General features: G+C 62.5%; 15 protein-coding genes. 8 read left to right on the forward strand and 7 right to left on the reverse strand.

The genetic code is table 11. The features are described from left to right. Window positions 1-30: 30 nt before the first annotated feature. The 5 genes from DI606_RS16720 to DI606_RS16740 all read left to right on the forward strand — a co-directional run bounded on the left by DI606_RS16720 (window position 31) and on the right by DI606_RS16740 (window position 4,697). The gene (locus DI606_RS16720) at window positions 31-1,884 is read left to right on the forward strand and encodes a strawberry notch C-terminal domain-containing protein (protein WP_367119488.1); all 1,854 of its coding nucleotides are present in this window, start codon (window positions 31-33) and stop codon (window positions 1,882-1,884) included. A 138-nt stretch (window positions 1,885-2,022) separates the two neighbouring features. Beyond that, window positions 2,023-2,334 (forward strand): hypothetical protein, encoded by a 312-nt coding sequence (locus tag DI606_RS16725; protein ID WP_247650719.1) that lies wholly within the window; start codon window positions 2,023-2,025, stop codon window positions 2,332-2,334. A 168-nt stretch (window positions 2,335-2,502) separates the two neighbouring features. Then, window positions 2,503-3,693, forward strand: coding sequence for a DUF932 domain-containing protein (locus DI606_RS16730; protein ID WP_168845754.1), 1,191 nt, complete (start codon window positions 2,503-2,505; stop codon window positions 3,691-3,693). Window positions 3,694-3,787: 94 nt separating this feature from the next. Further along, on the forward strand, window positions 3,788-4,141 hold the full coding sequence (locus DI606_RS16735; protein ID WP_168845746.1) for a sigma factor-like helix-turn-helix DNA-binding protein: 354 nt from the start codon (window positions 3,788-3,790) through the stop codon (window positions 4,139-4,141). Between the two features lie 40 nt (window positions 4,142-4,181). Further along, window positions 4,182-4,697, forward strand: coding sequence for a hypothetical protein (locus tag DI606_RS16740; protein WP_168845745.1), 516 nt, complete (start codon window positions 4,182-4,184; stop codon window positions 4,695-4,697). Between the two features lie 93 nt (window positions 4,698-4,790). Here the strand turns inward: DI606_RS16740 and DI606_RS16745 are convergent, their stop codons facing one another. From DI606_RS16745 to DI606_RS16765, 5 genes are all read right to left on the reverse strand, one after another. Further along, window positions 4,791-6,026 carry an MBL fold metallo-hydrolase gene (locus DI606_RS16745; RefSeq protein WP_293985050.1) on the reverse strand — a complete coding sequence of 412 codons (1,236 nt, stop codon included), beginning with the start codon at window positions 6,024-6,026 and terminating at the stop codon, window positions 4,791-4,793. 188 nt (window positions 6,027-6,214) lie between these two features. After that, window positions 6,215-7,534 (reverse strand): hypothetical protein, encoded by a 1,320-nt coding sequence (locus DI606_RS16750; RefSeq protein ID WP_168845743.1) that lies wholly within the window; start codon window positions 7,532-7,534, stop codon window positions 6,215-6,217. Continuing rightward, window positions 7,531-7,821, reverse strand: coding sequence for a hypothetical protein (locus DI606_RS16755; protein WP_168845742.1), 291 nt, complete (start codon window positions 7,819-7,821; stop codon window positions 7,531-7,533). Before DI606_RS16755 ends, DI606_RS16750 begins: the two co-directional genes overlap by 4 nt. Window positions 7,822-8,021: 200 nt before the next feature. Beyond that, window positions 8,022-9,347 carry a hypothetical protein gene (locus tag DI606_RS16760; protein ID WP_168845741.1) on the reverse strand — a complete coding sequence of 442 codons (1,326 nt, stop codon included), beginning with the start codon at window positions 9,345-9,347 and terminating at the stop codon, window positions 8,022-8,024. A 221-nt stretch (window positions 9,348-9,568) separates the two neighbouring features. Next, window positions 9,569-10,180: an SOS response-associated peptidase gene (locus DI606_RS16765; protein WP_168845753.1), complete on the reverse strand. Its 612-nt coding sequence runs from the start codon at window positions 10,178-10,180 to the stop codon at window positions 9,569-9,571. Between the two features lie 147 nt (window positions 10,181-10,327). Between DI606_RS16765 and DI606_RS16770 the strand changes: the two genes are divergently transcribed. Beyond that, complete coding sequence (locus DI606_RS16770; RefSeq protein WP_168845740.1) at window positions 10,328-10,753, forward strand: SOS response-associated peptidase family protein; 426 nt, start codon at window positions 10,328-10,330, stop codon at window positions 10,751-10,753. A 10-nt stretch (window positions 10,754-10,763) separates the two neighbouring features. After that, window positions 10,764-11,366, forward strand: coding sequence for an alpha-ketoglutarate-dependent dioxygenase AlkB (locus DI606_RS16775; RefSeq protein WP_247650718.1), 603 nt, complete (start codon window positions 10,764-10,766; stop codon window positions 11,364-11,366). A gap of 417 nt (window positions 11,367-11,783) precedes the next feature. Here DI606_RS16775 and DI606_RS16780 read toward each other — a convergent pair whose 3' ends face one another. After that, window positions 11,784-14,087 carry an SEC-C metal-binding domain-containing protein gene (locus tag DI606_RS16780; RefSeq protein WP_293985052.1) on the reverse strand — a complete coding sequence of 768 codons (2,304 nt, stop codon included), beginning with the start codon at window positions 14,085-14,087 and terminating at the stop codon, window positions 11,784-11,786. Window positions 14,088-14,357: 270 nt separating this feature from the next. Here DI606_RS16780 and DI606_RS16785 point away from each other — a divergent pair, with 270 nt between their 5' ends. Continuing rightward, window positions 14,358-14,666: a hypothetical protein gene (locus DI606_RS16785; RefSeq protein ID WP_293985054.1), complete on the forward strand. Its 309-nt coding sequence runs from the start codon at window positions 14,358-14,360 to the stop codon at window positions 14,664-14,666. Between the two features lie 337 nt (window positions 14,667-15,003). Here the strand turns inward: DI606_RS16785 and DI606_RS16790 are convergent, their stop codons facing one another. Next, window positions 15,004-16,104, reverse strand: coding sequence for a DUF4238 domain-containing protein (locus DI606_RS16790; protein ID WP_168845738.1), 1,101 nt, complete (start codon window positions 16,102-16,104; stop codon window positions 15,004-15,006). Window positions 16,105-16,447: the final 343 nt, after the last annotated feature.

The raw sequence follows: 16,447 nt of genomic DNA on the forward strand, positions 1-16,447 counted from the left end.
CAGTCACCTTAATTATCTGGAGTAAAACCGATGTCTTCATCCCGTAAATCCGCGCCTGCGCGCGAACCGCTCGACATAAATCTCGACTGCAAAGAATATATGATCGATTATCTCAAGTCGGCCTTCCCGACCCGGATGATGCAGGTCTTCAAGGGAACTGACGACAAACTCCGCTCGGAGCCGATGATCGATGGCGATGGCTCGCCGGTGCTTTGCCAGGCCGCTATCGAGGCCCGTGAGGACCTCATCGAGCAACTTTGTGCGATGCCCCCGATCCCGGGTGCGCTGGATGAGTTGATCCGGCATTTCGGCACGGTTGCTGTCGCCGAAGTCACGGGCAGGACCCGTCGCATCGTGCTCGACGCCAGTGGCCGCCAGCAGATCGAGCGGCGAACCGCCCGCAGCAACATCGCCGAGGCCGACGCCTTCATGTCCGGGCGCAAGGCGATCCTTGCCTTCTCCGATGCTGGCGGAACCGGTCGCAGCTATCATGCCGATCGCAACTGTCCGAGCGCTCATCGGCGGCGAGTCCATTATCTCCTCGAGCCGGGCTGGCGCGCGTCGAGCGCGATCCAGGGGCTGGGGCGTTCCAACCGGACGAACCAGGCCACCGCCCCGATCTTCCGCCCCGTGACCACCGACTGCTGTGGCGAGCGCCGCTTTATCAGCACAATAGCCCGACGGCTGGACAGTCTCGGCGCGCTCACGCGGGGACAGCGACAAACGGGCGGGCAAAACCTGTTCGATCCCGCCGATAATCTTGAGAGCGACTATGCCAAGGACGCGCTCGGCCAATGGTATCATCTGCTCTATCTCGGCAAGCTTACCAGCGTATCGCTGGGCGAGTTCGCGCGGATGACGGGGCTCAAGCTGCTCGACGATGAGGGCGGCGGGCTTCTCGACACGCTCCCGCCGATCCAGCGCTGGCTGAACCGATTGCTCGCGCTGCGGATCGGTACGCAGAACGCGATCTTCGAGGAGTATCTGGCGCTGATCCAGGCACGCATCGACGCCGCGCGCGATGCCGGCACGCTCGATATCGGCGTCGAGACGATCAAGGCCGAGCGCATCGTCCAGCTCGACGAGCAGATCCTGCGCCGCGACCCGGTCACCGGCGCGGAAACCAGGCTCTCACGCCTCGAGCTTCACCGCAGGCCTCGCGCCACCTCCTTTGCCCGCCTTATGGAACTCTGGTCGGAAAACGACGGTATCGCGTTCCTGAAGAACGGTCGCTCCGGTCGTGTCGCGCTCAGGGTGCCTTCCTGGTCGATCCTCGACAATGAAGGTCAGTCAATCCGTGTCTGGGAATTGATCCGGCCCGCCGGGACCGAGCGCATCCGGCATGCGAAGCTCGCGGAAAGCAATTGGGACATCGTCGATGCCGCCCTTTTCGAGGCGGCCTGGGAGGCCGAATGTGCCGAGATCGCCACAAGGGTCGATGTGCAGACGATCAACATTGCCACGGGGCTGCTCCTCCCGGTCTGGAACCGCTTGCCGGACGACGATGTCAGGGTCTGGCGCATCTCGGACGACGCGGGCCACTCCGTCCTCGGAAGGATCGTTTCTCCGTCCGGCTTCGAGAAGCTTTCCCAGGCCTTCGGCGTGACGATGGCAATCACCCTGTTGCCTGCGGAGATCGTTGCCGCCGCGCGCGCCTCAGACGGCGTCGCTATTCCCGGGCTGGCGGGATCGCGTCTCCAGCGATCCTATGTCAACGACGAAGCACGGCTGGAGATCAAGGGTTTCCCGCCCGAGAAGCGCGAGTGGCTGAAGTCGATCGGCTGCTTCACCGAGATCATCAGTTACAAGACGCGCCTCTTCGTGCCGACCACCCGGGCCGAAGAGACCCTCGGCCTCATCCAACAGAGTTCGGGCTGCGTATGACCGGTCCGGGGAGCTCGGCGCGCCTCAGAATCACCGTCCTTTGCGACTCTCACGGTTGCGGGTCTGCCCACCGAGGAAGGGGAGGAGGGACTGAACGGGGTCGGCGAATGGGTCGCCGATGAACCTCGGAGACCTGCCATGGCCGATCCCACGCCCGATCCAATCAGCGAACTCTTCGTCGAGTCCTTCAACCTCGATCTCACCGACCTGCACTCCACCGCCCGCGTTGCGCTGCCGACGGGCGGCAATCACACCGATACGCTGGAATTGCGCGATGACGACGGGAACTTCCTATGCTTCGTGCCGGCCGATGCGTCCCCAGAGATGGTCGCGATTGCCTACCGCCTCTACGGTCAGGGCCTCAACATCGGTGTCCGCGCCGGCGAGGCGGCTGCATGGGCGAAACTGCGCCATCTGATCGGCGCCGCCGCGGCGACCGAGGCATCCTGAAGCGTACGGCGCCTCGCCGGCGCCAGGCCTGCGACGGACCTCTTCCAACCGTTCTGATCGGCACAAGCGTGAGCCCTCCCCACCGGAGGAGGGAAGGGGGCGGTGAGTGGCGTGCGGCGGGGCATCGGCGACGATGCCCTGCGCGCTCAGCAGCTCAGGAGATTTCCCATGAATATGATCGCCACGCTCGATCGCCCGGTGTCGGGATCGTACAAGGTCGATATCAGTCGCGGCCGCAACGTCAGCCGTGTGTCCTCGGAATGGTTCTCGCGGCCCGAAGACGAGCGCTACATGTCACTGTCGAGCCTTTATGACAGGGTTCTCGCCCGCGCCGAGGCCGCGACCACGCGCATCGTCGAGAGCCGCGCTGTCCGGGTCGAGGCGCGCAGCGACAATCCCGAGCGCCTGTCGCTTCTGGTGCCAGGCAGCGACCTGCCGGTTGCACCCACTAACTGGTCGTTCGGCCAGATGTGCAGCCTGGTCGGCGCCCCCGCATCCTATTTACGCGACCTTCCCGCCGCCCTCGCCGGGATAAATCTGCAGCATGGTCTGATCGCTCATCGCGGCGAGCAGGTGAAGCTCCTTCAGACGCATGACGGCCGCACCGAACTGCGCGCTGTCACCGGCCCGGACTATGGCCGTATCTGGGACCATGAGCTGGTCGCTGCGGTAATGAAGTTCGCAGGCGACGGCGTCGGCGATACGCGCTGGAAGGTGCCGGGCGTGCTCGATTGGGGGACGATGCGCTACAACCCCTATGTCGACGTCACGCGCGACACGACGACGCTCTATGCATCCGATCGCGACGTCTTCCTCTTCCTTGTTGACGACACGCACCCGATCGAGGCCGGGAAGTTGCCCAACGGCGACCCGGATCTCTATTTCCGGGGCTTCTACTGCTGGAATTCCGAGGTCGGCTCCAAAACGCTCGGAATCGCGACCTTCTACTTGCGTGCGGTGTGCATGAACCGGAATCTCTGGGGCGTGGAAAATTTCCAGGAGATCAATATCCGCCATTCCAAGTTCGCAGCCAGCCGCTTCGCGCAGCAGGCGGAACCGGCCTTGACCCACTTCGCCGATTCCTCGCCATCGCATTTCATCGACGGCATCAGGACGGCGCGTGAACGGATCGTGGCACGGACTGACGAAGATCGCAGCAGCTTCCTGCGCAATCGCGGCTTCTCCAAATCGGACACCGCGAAGGTGATCGCCACGGTCCTCGACGAAGAAGGCCACCCAGCCGCATCCCTCTACGATTTCGTTCAGGGCATAACCGCCGTGGCGCGCCACAAGACCCACCAGGACGACCGCCTCGACCTTGAAGGCAAGGCTCGAAAGCTGCTCGAGCGCGCAAACTGATCCCCGGCGCCGTTCTGGCCGTCAGGGCTTTCTCGCCGCGGCGGACGCCGACGGCTGGTCCGGCGCCGGCTCCATCAATGAGGGGAGAGCCCCGATGAGGCGCCTTTTCCAGCAAATACTTCGATTTCTGCGGTGCCGCGTGCGGCCAGGCTGGAAGATCGAAGCGTACGACGCATCGGTGCGGGGCTTTGTTGACCCAGCTCCGACACGCGCGCCCGGGCGTCCTGTCGATGCGTCCGCCTACCGTACGGCGCTCGCTTCGCTGTCGGCCGGGCGGCGCGAACTCCTCCAACTGCATCAGATTGATGGCTTGTCCTTCATCGAGATCGCCGAGATGAAGGGCACCTCTGCGACCGATGTGGAGCGCGAAATTGGCGCTGCACTCGGCCAGCTCGCGGTCTGCCTCGAAGCCGATGTCGATGCTCCGCCGAGCCCGCCCTCCGATTGAAGGGTTGATCGGGCGAAGCCATTTGGGCTGTCTTGCGCTGATGATCCGCCTCAGCAACTCGTTGGTGCAACGTCGCGCCCTCTACAGCCGGCTTCTCGCGACCCTGCCGGAAGTAGTGATGCTCGACATATCGGCGCCGTTTGCCGGCCCGACCCTCCCGCTCGGGCGCTATTATCCCATCATCGTCGAAACCGATGCCGAGCGAACCGAGCTGGATGCCTTCCTCGAGATTGAACGGGAAGCGGTCGTCATTCCCGCTCTCCTCGATCGCCGTCCGTCGTCGCTGACGACAACCCAGATCACGCTGGCGCAATATGCTCAGCCAGCTGCGGATTGGCCGTTCCTGCTATTATGCCACTGGCCGCGCCCGTACACCGAACTCGTCGCGGCACCTGCCGACATGTTCGCGCGGGAGCACTACACGATAGAGGTGCTGGGCACGGCCGCCGAACTTCACGATCGGAGCCGATTGCTGCTCGACACTCTTCGATCCGAACAGGAGATCCAGGTCAACATCGTGCCCGCGACCGGACCGGCGATCCGCGGGAACGCCTGAGAAGTCGGCGGTTGCTCGGTCGATCCCGGCGTTGGCTGTCCATAGTCCCGGCTCATTCGATCAGACGCCGGCCGCACGCCGCTGCGGCCTCGCCTAGATCTTCGTGATCGTCTCGCGGAATCGCGATTCGAGGCGCTTTGTCACATGGACGAGCCGCAAGTCGGCTTCGTCGATCGCCTCGACAACTTCCGGCGAGGGATGCCGATATCCTTCTTCCCGTTCATCGGCGGCCGCGATGCAAATGCGCAACGGCGCCCTGAGCAGGTCGCTGTGGAAGTTTGCCTTGGAGCCATGGTGCGGAAGCAGCAATGTGCGCGTCAGCGCCAGTTCGCGGCGATAGAAAGATCGCCATTTGGCGCGGGGCTGGGTGGACTTCAGCTTGGCATCGCCGGTGCCGATCCAGCCTGGCGATTCAGTGTCCGTGATCATTTCCCATCCCCAATGATTCTCCATCCTTGCGCGGACCTTCCATGCGTCCGTTTTTGTCTCCGGACCGGAGTACAGCGACATCGACACCGCATTATGCTTTTTGCCGCTGCCGTCGGTCAGGATCGCTTCGTAACAGCGGCGCAGCTTCGTACGCCCGTCGGGCGTCTTCAAAAGGATCTTGAGCGCCTCTAGGTCGATTGCCGTTCCAGGCGGGACGCCGAGCGCTGCCAGGATCTTCTTCTCAAACTGACGGACCCTGTCGTCGCTCACGCGCGGGACGAAGGGCTTGAGGATCCAGTTAAGGGGCGCTCCGCCAAGAACGACCGCGATATGGGCGTTCACCTCCATCTCCAGAACCTCCGCCTGGCCGGCGGCACCTTGCGTGACGGGTCGCGTACGACCCTTCTCAATCAGGCACGGGCCGCGTCCCTCGCCGCGCGGTTCAGGGTCGGGCCGCTCCGGAGGCCGCTCGGAGAACAGGTCGGGGTCGTTACCGTTGCGCACGAACACGACGCGCCCCACGCCGCGGCTGCCGAACCACGCAGCCGGCTCGAACTGGGCTTGAACGAGCGATGCGGTGAGGCGCCGGTCCTCCGCCTCCGCTTCGGCAAGCGCCATCAGGCGCTGGCTCGTGGATAGATACGGGAGATAGACCGTCCGGACATCGAGCCTGGCGAGCAAGGTATCGAGACCGTCGACATGATCTCCGTCGAGATGCGATACGAACAGCGCGTCGACCTGGGGAACGCGCCGCGCATAGGCCGCTACGATCGGCTCGAGATTGGAAACGTTGCGGGCACCGCAATCATAGACATAGTGGATTGTCCCGCCGGCGGTCTCGATTGCCCCAGTCGAAAAGCAGCCTTGGCCAACCGGCCACTGAGCCCTGATAATCCGCACGCGCATCCACTCCGATCCGAAATCTCAACCTCACCGCAATTCACCCTTTTGCGCATTCCGAGAGGTGTCGCATGCTCCTCTTCGCGGTGAACCCCTAAAATCTGATGCTAGCCGGCCTGGTTAAGCCGTTGAATCAGGGAGGATCGCGGCCCGGAACCACGCTAGCGGCGACGGCGCGAATCCATTGGTTATTTGCTCAGCGTGAAGGACTTGCCGACGAAGATCGCGAACTTGAAGTCATCGTCCTTGGTGAGATAGCCGAACCGCAAACCACCCATAAGACCGTTATCCTCGTCGCGCGCGAAATAGATCGGCAGGTCCAGCGCGACGTCATTCGAGAGCGCATCATATTCGAGGCGCGGCCCGAACCCGAGGTCCCGGATCAGTCCATAATCGCTGATCGGGAGAAGATAGCGAAACTCCGGCGCGAGGACGATCTTGTCCGTACGCGTTGGTCCCGCGAGTGGCCCAGGCACGCATGTAACCGTCGTCGCTCCGGCCGCTGGGACCGGGCAGGTCGTATTCGCCTTCTCCGCCTCGAACGACCGCATATAGTCCGCATCGAAACTGAACGATCCGCGATCAACCGGGAAGAAGGTCATGCCAGCGCCAGCGCTGAACGACACTTTGCGATCCGTCTGTTTGGCGAGACCCGGCACCGGGTAATAGTTGAATTCGTCATAACCGAGCGCGCCGCGTAGCGAGAGCGCAAAGCTCTTCTGGAGCGTCCCTCGCGCGTAATCGCGCTCATATTCCTCAAACTCTCCGCGTGTCATGAAGGCTTTCTTGAACTCGGGATCGAGCCTCGTGCAGCCTTTAGGGTATGCAGGAACCGCTCGTCGGCAGCGTTCCCGGGCCCTTTTCAGGATGGCGTGCTGGCTATCCGCGCTGTTGGTCAGAACCCGGCCGCTGAAGAATGTGTAGCCAAATTCGAGCTTCGACCCGGTCGCTAGTCCGTCCAGCGTGGCGAATGGGGTCTCGTCATCCTTGGACAGAGGCGTCGACAGCGTGAGATTGAAGCTGTCATTGTAGATTGGCACGATGCCGTTCCGCTCGGTGCCGCCTCGGTCCTTCGACCGGGTGAAGGCAAGCGTGGCCTGCCCACCCCCTGTGCCGCCGATCAGTTCGAATGCGGCGACTGAACCGTCCTTCAGCGGGGCGAGCGGTCGGTCGATCGGTCCGGGAGGTGCCACCTGCCATGGGGCATCCTGTGCCGCGGTCTGAACCGGAGGCGACGGCCGGGGGCCGGTGTCCGGCACCGTGAGATCGATGCTGGGAATTTGACCTTGCGGCGGGGGTATAGCTGCAGTCTGGGTCTGCGGGGCTTCGGTGGCAGGTCCCAGGCGTCCCTCGACCGCGCTCAGGCGCTCTTCTAGCGTCTTGATCCTGTCCTGGGCGGCGTCGAGTTGGGCCTCAAGCTGCGCCACTCTTGCCTTGTCATCCTGGGCGAGCGAAGGCGTCGCCAGCACGAGTGCGCCAGCTGCGAGCAGGATAGCTACGCGCCTCATGCGGCCACCGTGAATTCGTCGCTGGAATGCGTCACGCCATAATGCGTTTCCACCTCGGCAACGAGTGGCGCGATGACCTGGCCTCCGGACTTGTCGAAGCTCACCGTCGTGCTCGCGCCCTTCGGCCCCTCGCAATAGACGGTGACCTCATACTTCGTCCCCGACCATATAAAGACGTTGATCTCGTCGCTATTCTCGAAGGGGAGCACGCGATTATCGATCAGGACAAGCGTGCGCTTGACGAGCTTGTTATCCTTGCGCGTGACTTTGACAAGTGTTTTTGCCATAGCAACCTCCCCCCAAGGAAACGAGAACGCCATAAGAATATAATGGCGAGAGGAGACTGCGGTATTGTCGGACGCTTGTCTATTATTATCCGACAATGCTCCACTTTGGACTTAACGGCTAGAAACGGCAAATTTGCCAATCAAATGCAGCACTTCGTGCGGCCAAATGGAGAGCGCTCCTGCTCCCATCATGACCTTGGTCACGCCAATGACCAAAGGAAGTCTTCGCGACTCGACTTTGCCGCGGGGCCGGCCGCAGCCTCGACCATGGCCGCAACAACCCTTCGGGCGAGGCTGCGAGCCTTGTTGCGATCGGCGCTCGGTACCTTGTCAGCAAATGATCGCCCGTGGACGAAGCGGCTGCGCAACTCGAACAGCTCCTCATAGACCGTCGCTGCCGCCGGATCCTGCAAGAGCGCCGCTATGCGCGCCTCCAGCCGTTTGCCGGGGGCCAATTTTGCGTTGCCCGGCGGCGCCTTGCCCCGATCGGCCAACATCCCGAGCGCGGCTTCGATGGTCGTCATATGCGCCATGATCTGATCCATCCCTTCGGTGAAATAGCCGCGGACCAGAAAATGCTGGATCGGTGTCGAGAAAAGGTCCGACTGTGCTGCCATAAGGATCTTGTCCCATCGCGCCTGATCGAGCCTGGCGAGACTCTCATCGGCCTGGCCCGACAGATACAACGTTACCGGACGCTCATATTCCTCGCCGCGCGGGCCATAAGCCTCTTCAAAGGTCAGGGCCTCCGCCGTGGGGGGCGTGCGAGGACGAACGAACAGGTCGCCTGTCTCCAGATGGACCCAGGGAATCAGGAACCCACGCCAGTCTCCGCCGACGCCAACGAGCGAGGTCCACTCTTCCCACGGCTCGAGCAGAAGCGGGAAGAGAGCCTGAGTGACCGCGGGCGCATATTGTCCGGCATGAACATCGATCGCGCCCAGATCGCTGGCCATGTCATAAAAGAAGGGCAGGGCACGCCGCCCGATCTCGGGCACCATTTCCTCGGTCTCCTCGACCACCAGCCATTGGACCCATGACAGGCGAGCGCTGTCGAGCCGGTGGGAGGGGTAAAGGCGACGAAGGGCGCAGTCGTCGAACAAGTCAGCCAGTTCGTCCTTCCCGAACTTGCGCAGCGTGACCGGTCCGAAGGCCATTTCCGGCAGGTCGTCGGCAAGATCCAGCGGGCAGAGGTAACGCCGTGTGATGGATCGCGCCTCAAGCGCGGCCACCAAGCGCGCGGCTGCCTCGTCGACTGTGACGTCGCCTTTCTCGGCTTCAGCTCTTTGTGAGCAGGGCAGCCCGAGTGCGCGCAGGGCGTCGGACAGTGCGAAGTGCAGGCCGAAACTGGCCTTCGCGGCTGGGTAATACGCCTCGCAATGCCTCGCGAAAGCGACGAATGCCGGGTCCGCCAGGAGGTTGTCCGGGCCGGGTGGCGGCAGCGACCAGAGGGGCTGGAGCACCGCCCGCATGGTTTCGAGCTTCACCCCGGCATCGAGTGACTGGGATATCGTTTCGTCGGTCATGGCAGCACAGTAGCGGCTTGGAATGGCGCACCAAGAACCGTTTCGGTAGCGCTTCGGACGGACCTGCCTATTGGAAGGGCAGGCATCAAGGCATGGAGCCGCTCCCTATAACCGTGGCCACCTGACCCGTCGCGACAACTTGATTGCCTTGATTGCCGGATGCGCCGCACAGCGCCACAAGCTCTCCTCCAGGCGGGCGACGGCGTGGCTCGTCCTTCCAGTCACACCAGCAGCGGCTCTTGCGGGGGGTAGACCCTGGTCGCGGGGAGGCTTCCCTTCGGGAGGACCTTGAGCACGTCTTGCGCGGGCACGGACGGGTCGAGCCAGTCCGCCCATTGATCGCGCGTGAGGGGGATGATCTGGCGCCGGTGAAAGGGCGCGATGTCATCGCCCGGCTCCATCGTCAGCATCGTGAACGCCTCGCCGATCTCGGGGTGCGAGCGCCAGATGCCCGCGATGCAGAACCAGCGATGGTCCGCGAGCGTGAACAGCCATTTGGTCTTGCGCTTGTGCCCCGGCTCGGGCGGCGTGAATTCATAAAAGCCATCGGCAAGGATCAGACACCGGCGGGACGTGAACTCGCGGTCGTCCGAACGGAAATTATAGACGGGCTTGCCGCCGGGCCCTGGCCAGCTCCACCTACGGTTGATCAGCTCACCTGCGCCGCGTTCGCCCTCGACGCTGCGCACGATCGGGGCGATGTCGGTGATATTGATGTCCTCGCGCGCGGCGACATTCGGCGTGCCCTCCGGCATCTTGATCTTGATCTTGAGGTCGTCGAAATCCTCGGCGATCGAGGCGATGTCCACCTCGAGACGGTAATCGTTGCACATTGCTCGTTTCGACTCCTTGCGGCTCGCTGTCGTTCCTTTTATGTTCCACGAATGGACTCGGCACCGACGCCCTTTGATACCGATGCGCCGCTTGGCAGCCGGCGCGCCATCATCCGGCGCAATCCGGAGGATGTCCAAGAAGTAGAGATGGTCGAGGCGACCTGGGGTTCCAATCCTCGGTTCAGCGACGGCATCGCCTATCGCTTCGTTCGCTCCGAGGGACAGACCTTTCCCAGCCATCGCTGCCTGATCCCGGCCTCCGAATTTCACATGACCGTCGGCGACCGCCGCTATCGGGTGACGCTAGACGGCGGCAATTTCTTCTATCTCACGGGGGTCTGGGAACCGCCCCTGGGGGATTGGCCGCTTTCCTACCGCATCGTCACCGTCGCCGCGAACCCCGAAGTCTCCCGTTTCCAGGATCGCCACGGCGCGATCATCCATCGTCGCCAAGTGATGCAGTGGCTCGATCTCACGGTTCCTGTGGGTGACCTCCTCGAGACGCCGCCCGCGCGAACCTTCGTCATCGAAGAAACCACGAGCGGCGCGCGCCAGCCTGTGCTGGCGCTCTGATCGCTGCGCCATGAGCATGTTCCAGTCGTTCGCAGGGTGCGGCCAGGCCGATCTGTTCGGCGCACCTTTGCCGCCCGGGCTCGCCTATTCTGAGGCGTTCATCACGCCGTTCGATGAGCAGGGGCTGATCGCGGCGATCGACCACGCTGAGCTAAGCCCGTTCCGGTTTCAGCAGTGGACGGGGAGGCGGCTCACCCACAGCTATGGCTGGCGCTATGATTTCGAGACGGGCGTGTTCGCGCCCGCCGACCCGATTCCGGATTGGCTGGAGGCGCTGAAGGCAAGGGCATCCGGCTTCGCCGGACTGACGCCCGGTGATCTCGTCCAGGCACTGCTCATTCGCTACGATCCAGGGGCCGGAATCGGGTGGCACAAGGACCGACCCGTGTTTGAACACGTCATCGGCGTATCGCTCGGCAGCGAAGCCGCGATGCGGTTTCGCCGTCGGACCAGTGCCGGTTTTGAGAGGATGTCGGCGCCGGTGGCGCCGCGCTCGATCTATCATCTCTCCGGCGAAATCCGCCACGATTGGGAGCATAGTATCGTGCCGATGGAGACGCCGCGCTGGTCGGTGACCTTCCGCAGTCTGGCGACGCCGCAGCGACGAACATGAGAAGCCGCGACGCGTATCCGCGTTGTTTCGGCGTCGACGGAACCACGCCCGCAAGCGCGATGGCCTTGCCTCTCGCGAATTCGGCAGGGGTCTAATTGCTCAGCCCGGCTCAACACGGATTTTGAGCAAGCGTCCGACTCTTGGAGGAATGAGGGAGAAGGAATGGCGTGCCGCCGGGTTGTGCGTGCGCGTTCGCGCCTGGTTCCGGGTCGAAAGCGCTCGCATGCCGGACCTGGTGAAAAGCTGCAGCAGGATGCGCCCGAACGGGAAGGAAGGCGCGTCCCACCATCCGTCGCCGTGTGTATGCGCGGCCACCCCGGCTTCCGCCCGGCGGCACAGTCAAGCACATGCGTCGGACGACATTCGAGTTGCGGTGCATATCCACCGCTCGCACTCCAGCCATCGCTGATCTGAGGCCTAGCGACCGTGACACCGTTTGTATTTCTGTCCTGAGCCGCAAGGGCAGCGCTCATTCCGGCCAACCTTTTTGCGTGCCTCAACGGACGGCGTTGCGCCGCTCCGCCGGTCGAAGAGGGCCTGGAGCGGCGGAGGAACATCGACACGACGCTGGGGAGGGCCTCCATAGCGCCGGACGTCACTGATGATCTGCTTCTGGTCCTGAAAGGCGGCGCGATGGTTGGGATCCATCGCTTCCTCATATGGACGAAGGCGCTCGACCTCATTTGCTGCCGCCTGATGGTCGCCGCAGTAGGCCAGCACTACTGCATAGAGCGCTCGAAGTTCGAGCACGTCGGAGGTGAGGCCGATGGCCTGGATGACCGGGAAGATGTTGCGTTCAATGGTGTACCGGGCAGACACAAAGTCATTCACCCAAACCAGTTCGTCGACCAGGTCCATCCCGACGCGAACGAAGGATGAGAATGCCTGCGCGAGTTCGTAGAATTTCATCGCATGAATGCGCGCCATGGTGGAGCGCTGGCTCTTCCGGCCGGCTGCCTGCGCGAGGAGATCGAGTGTGTCAGCTAGATGTTTCAGTTGATCGGTAACATCACGGCCCTTGGGAAGGAGCGGCCGCAACTGCGGCGGATTACGGCCGATGACATCGGCTGGTGTTAATCCCAGCGCTTCGTAATATTCTTCCACCAACTTGCCCGCTTCGGCAACGGCTGTCGTGTTGTCTCCCAGCTTGAATAAGGCGAGTGCCCGATTGTAGCGGAATACGCGCATATGCTCGGGCTTGGCGGGCACCCGGCCTTCGACGAGTCCAAGCATTTCCTGAACCCCGGCGGCATTACCGATCATGGACATGAGCAGCATGCGCTTCATGCCCCAAGCAAGCCACTCATCCTCACCGAGGTCATGCTCGTCGAGAAGAGCCTTCATCGCATCGATGCGGGCCTCGCCTGGCTCGAATTGTCCTGTGCGAAGATCGTTGAAGACAAGGCCATCGAGCGCCCAAAGCCGGATTTCGGCTTCTCCATCGCCATCGGCCGCGATTGCCAGCAGGTAAGGTTCAATCTCAGGCCAGACGCCCATTTCATGAAAGAGCTCGTCAGTCGCGAACTGGACCAGGATCATCGCATCCCCCAGTTGACCGAACAGACGAATGAGAAGGCCGAGCTTTCCGATGCTCCAGTCCTGCCGGATTGAGCGAATGATTATGCCGCGAAGAACCTCCTGCACCTTCTTCTCAAGATCAGGACCGCGCGCCGCCAGCTCGCCTTTGCCGAGCATCCTCACAGCGTCGTGTATCTTGAGGCCCGTCACGCCAAACAGCTCGAGCGCCCCGGTAGAGGGTAGCGCTCTCAAGCGGGCCGCTGCACCCTTCGCATCAAGACCACATGTCTCTTGCAGCAGCTGGGTCGCCTCGTCCTTGGAGAGGGCGACATCGGCAACGCTCAGTAGGGCAATGGTTTCGCGCGCGTCGGCGGGCAGACCCTCGAACGCCCTTTTCAAAATAATTTCCTGCGCCGTTTCGACAATGTGCGTCTGTGCCTCCACATCTTCGCAGAAGGCGCGGATCGCTCCACCATAGTCACGCGCGGCGACCGCTGCCGCGTTGAGGACATAGAAGGGCAGGCCGCCCGTCAGCCGCGAAAGGCGCTCACAGTCCGCGAAATTCGCAAGGCAGCCAGCATCGTGCGCGGCCGCTGCAATAGTATCCTCATCCCAGCCGTTGAGCGCTTCGGCCTGGATATTGAAACCGGCCTCAAGCGCAGCGATCCCTGGGCCAGGCTGGCAGAGAAGCAGCAGACGCAAGTGCGGCGCGCGGCTGACGATGGCCTCAATGTCGGAGGCAGGAATGCGATGGGCGTTGTCGATGACAACGTCGGCATGCAGGCCCTCTTGGCCGAGCGTGACGCTCAAGGTCCCGAGCATGTCGAGACCACTGGCGCCCGGCAGCAGAATCTCACCGAGCTTGCCGCTCGAACGCCCGTATATCCTCCCGGCGACCTCACGCGCGACGGCGGAGGCAAGCGCAGCACCGGGCATCTCGACGACATCGATATAGGTGACAGGAAGGGGGGCGTGCTGCGCGGCTTCTGCGACCCAGGCTGTCTTGCCGGCACCAGAAAGCCCTGCGATGATGCGGACTGGCTTCTCTGCCAGCAGCGCTGGCTCGTTCATCTGCGCGCGGTAGACTGATGGGGGTGCCGGCAACTCCTGCATCTGAACGACAAGCTGCTCGAACAGGCCGGGCAGTTCTGCTCGTGTGAAGCTGTGATCCTTGCGTGGCGGCGATCCAGCCGATGCGAGCATGACGAGGCTCGCCAGCTTCCAGGTCAGTGTCTCGGGCCGTAGCAACGCGAACGGGAGCTGGCCCGCGAGTTCCGAGCAAACCGCGACGGCGTCGGCGAGATCGCGAGGCGGACGGGGCAGGCAAGACGGGGTCCCCTCAGGACCATCGGGCCAGTGCAACTCGACATCTTCCGGCCAATCGGACGTGGCAATCTGCTTTTCCAAGGGGCCGTTCGGCGCAGCATTGGAAGCGATCACGAAACTCGGGCTGCCCGGACGCGCGCCCTTGCGGTGCTCCTCCCTTATTTCCTCGAAACGCTCCAGAGCGCCCGAAATGTCGCCCGCAGCCAGTTTATCGGTACGCGTCTTGACCTGAACATAAATCCGCCGGTCAGGCAGAACGATCTCAATGTCTTCGTCGCCTTCGACGACGATCCGCTCCACCCCGGCTGCTCCCGCGAGCAGCAGGCATGCCGCGCCAAACAGGTGCTGATAGAGGAAGCCGCGATGGACTGCCTCGATCCGAATGAGCTGTTTTTCGTCGATGACCGAAATGCCATCAACCGGGAAAATTTCGCCGCTGGAAGTCGCGGCCTCTAAGTCTTCGGCCAAGCGAACCTCGCGATCGAGCAGATGGTGAGCGGAGGATAGCGCAAGACCCCGATCATGTCACGATCCTGCGGGAATGTTACGCCTCGGTTCTACTATTAACCTATTCTTCTTTCAGAGCTATTCGTCCCCTTTGGGGTTCTTCCACTGAAGATCAGTACGCCGCAGATTTGTCTTCGCAGCACTTCAAAGGCTCCCCTCCATCCCTCCTTCGGACAGCAAAGGAGAACAGCGAGAATGGATTTAGATCAAGAATAGCGCCGGTGCTCGTTGCGCGTATCCAGGATCCCACAGGATGCCGCGATCGCTGCCTCGCCGACCGACGCGCCTAGACCGACACCTTGCGATATCCGTCGCCGCGCACAAATCCGGCCTCCAGGCACCACTCGCGCGTGAGGCCGGCGCCCGTGTTGTTCGAATAGGCGCTGGCATTTGACCGGAATCGCAAGAATGACGGCCATGAGGTGGGGGAGGGGTGATTGGTCTTGACGTGTACCATCGCCTTTTCGCCGTTGCGGATGTCTGTTATGGGCTTAACCGCATAGTACTCACCCCAGTCATTGGTCTCCTCCAGCACAAGATGCGTGACGGTGTGGCGGCTTGAGGGGCGTCGATCCGCGACGAGTTTCGCCGCCGCAAGATGGTCCTCTCTGCGGTCCCAGTGTCGGAAATAGATGTTCGAGGCGCAGCCGAGGACCTGCATGGCGTTGAGCGCCGCGATATCAGCAGGCTTCGTTCCGTCGACCCAGTGCGCTCTTGCCTCGCTGCTGTAGACTGCGCCGTCGTATAGGATCGCGCAAAGCTGCGAATTCAGCGGCAAAGCAAAGATCGCGCCGGCCGATTTCACTCCGAAGCTGTTCAGTGCCTTGTGCCGGCGTTGGAGATGCAGTCGGTTCGTCAGGATCGCGGGGTTGTCCGACGTGACGAAGGGCATGTCCGTGTGATTGCGGACCAGGCAAAGCTTCAGGTCATCGACGATCTTCATGGTCTCATTGAAGTGCAGCATCGCTGCCTGCACCGCCGCCAACATAGCCACTCGCATCGGTGGAACCGAGATGTCGGAGCCCGGTACGTCCTGCAGCGCCAGAACCATTTCGCTAGCGGCTCGCGAAGCGGATTCAGTCCTAAGATACTGGAGATAGGCAAAGCGCTTCAGCACGATGTTCACCCGCCCATCGACGGTTGGGTGACCATCCTCAAGAAGCCGCACCACTTCGCCGTAATGGTTCTCGACGAAGTTTATCGCGCTCTCGAGCTTGGGGTCCTTTCCGTAGAAATAGTCGCTCGAACACTGGTTTCTGACCGGCGCATTCGGGATCGGCTTCATCTGGCGCAGGTTAATCAGACTGATCGCCAGATTTTCGCCGTCGAGGCTGAACGGCCTCAGATGAACCTTCGGTACGAAATGCTGATTCTTGTTGAACGCCATTTTCTCGCCTGCCGCTAGTCGCGCGCTGCGCCGCGGATCACTCGCCGCGAAAAGTCGTCGACGGCCAGGTCTTCCAGCGCCTCGAGGGCATTCTCAGGTCGCTCTGTCGTCATTCGGAGCACTATGCCGCGTTCGATCCTTTCAGGCGAGGATTCACCAGTGCAGTTCGGAACAGCGGCAGCGGCGATCACGCGATATCAGAACGGTTTCAGCACCACGAGCAGTGCAATGATGGTCACCGAAGCTGAGGATCAGCGTGCAATAGGCACCCCCTTCGTGGGGTGATCGGCGTGCAAAAAGGACCCCTTCATCCCGGGGATTTAGTTGGCCGACTGGTTTTGAT

Source organism: Sphingobium sp. (genome assembly GCF_003248505.1).
Classification (GTDB): Bacteria; Pseudomonadota; Alphaproteobacteria; order Sphingomonadales; family Sphingomonadaceae; genus Sphingobium.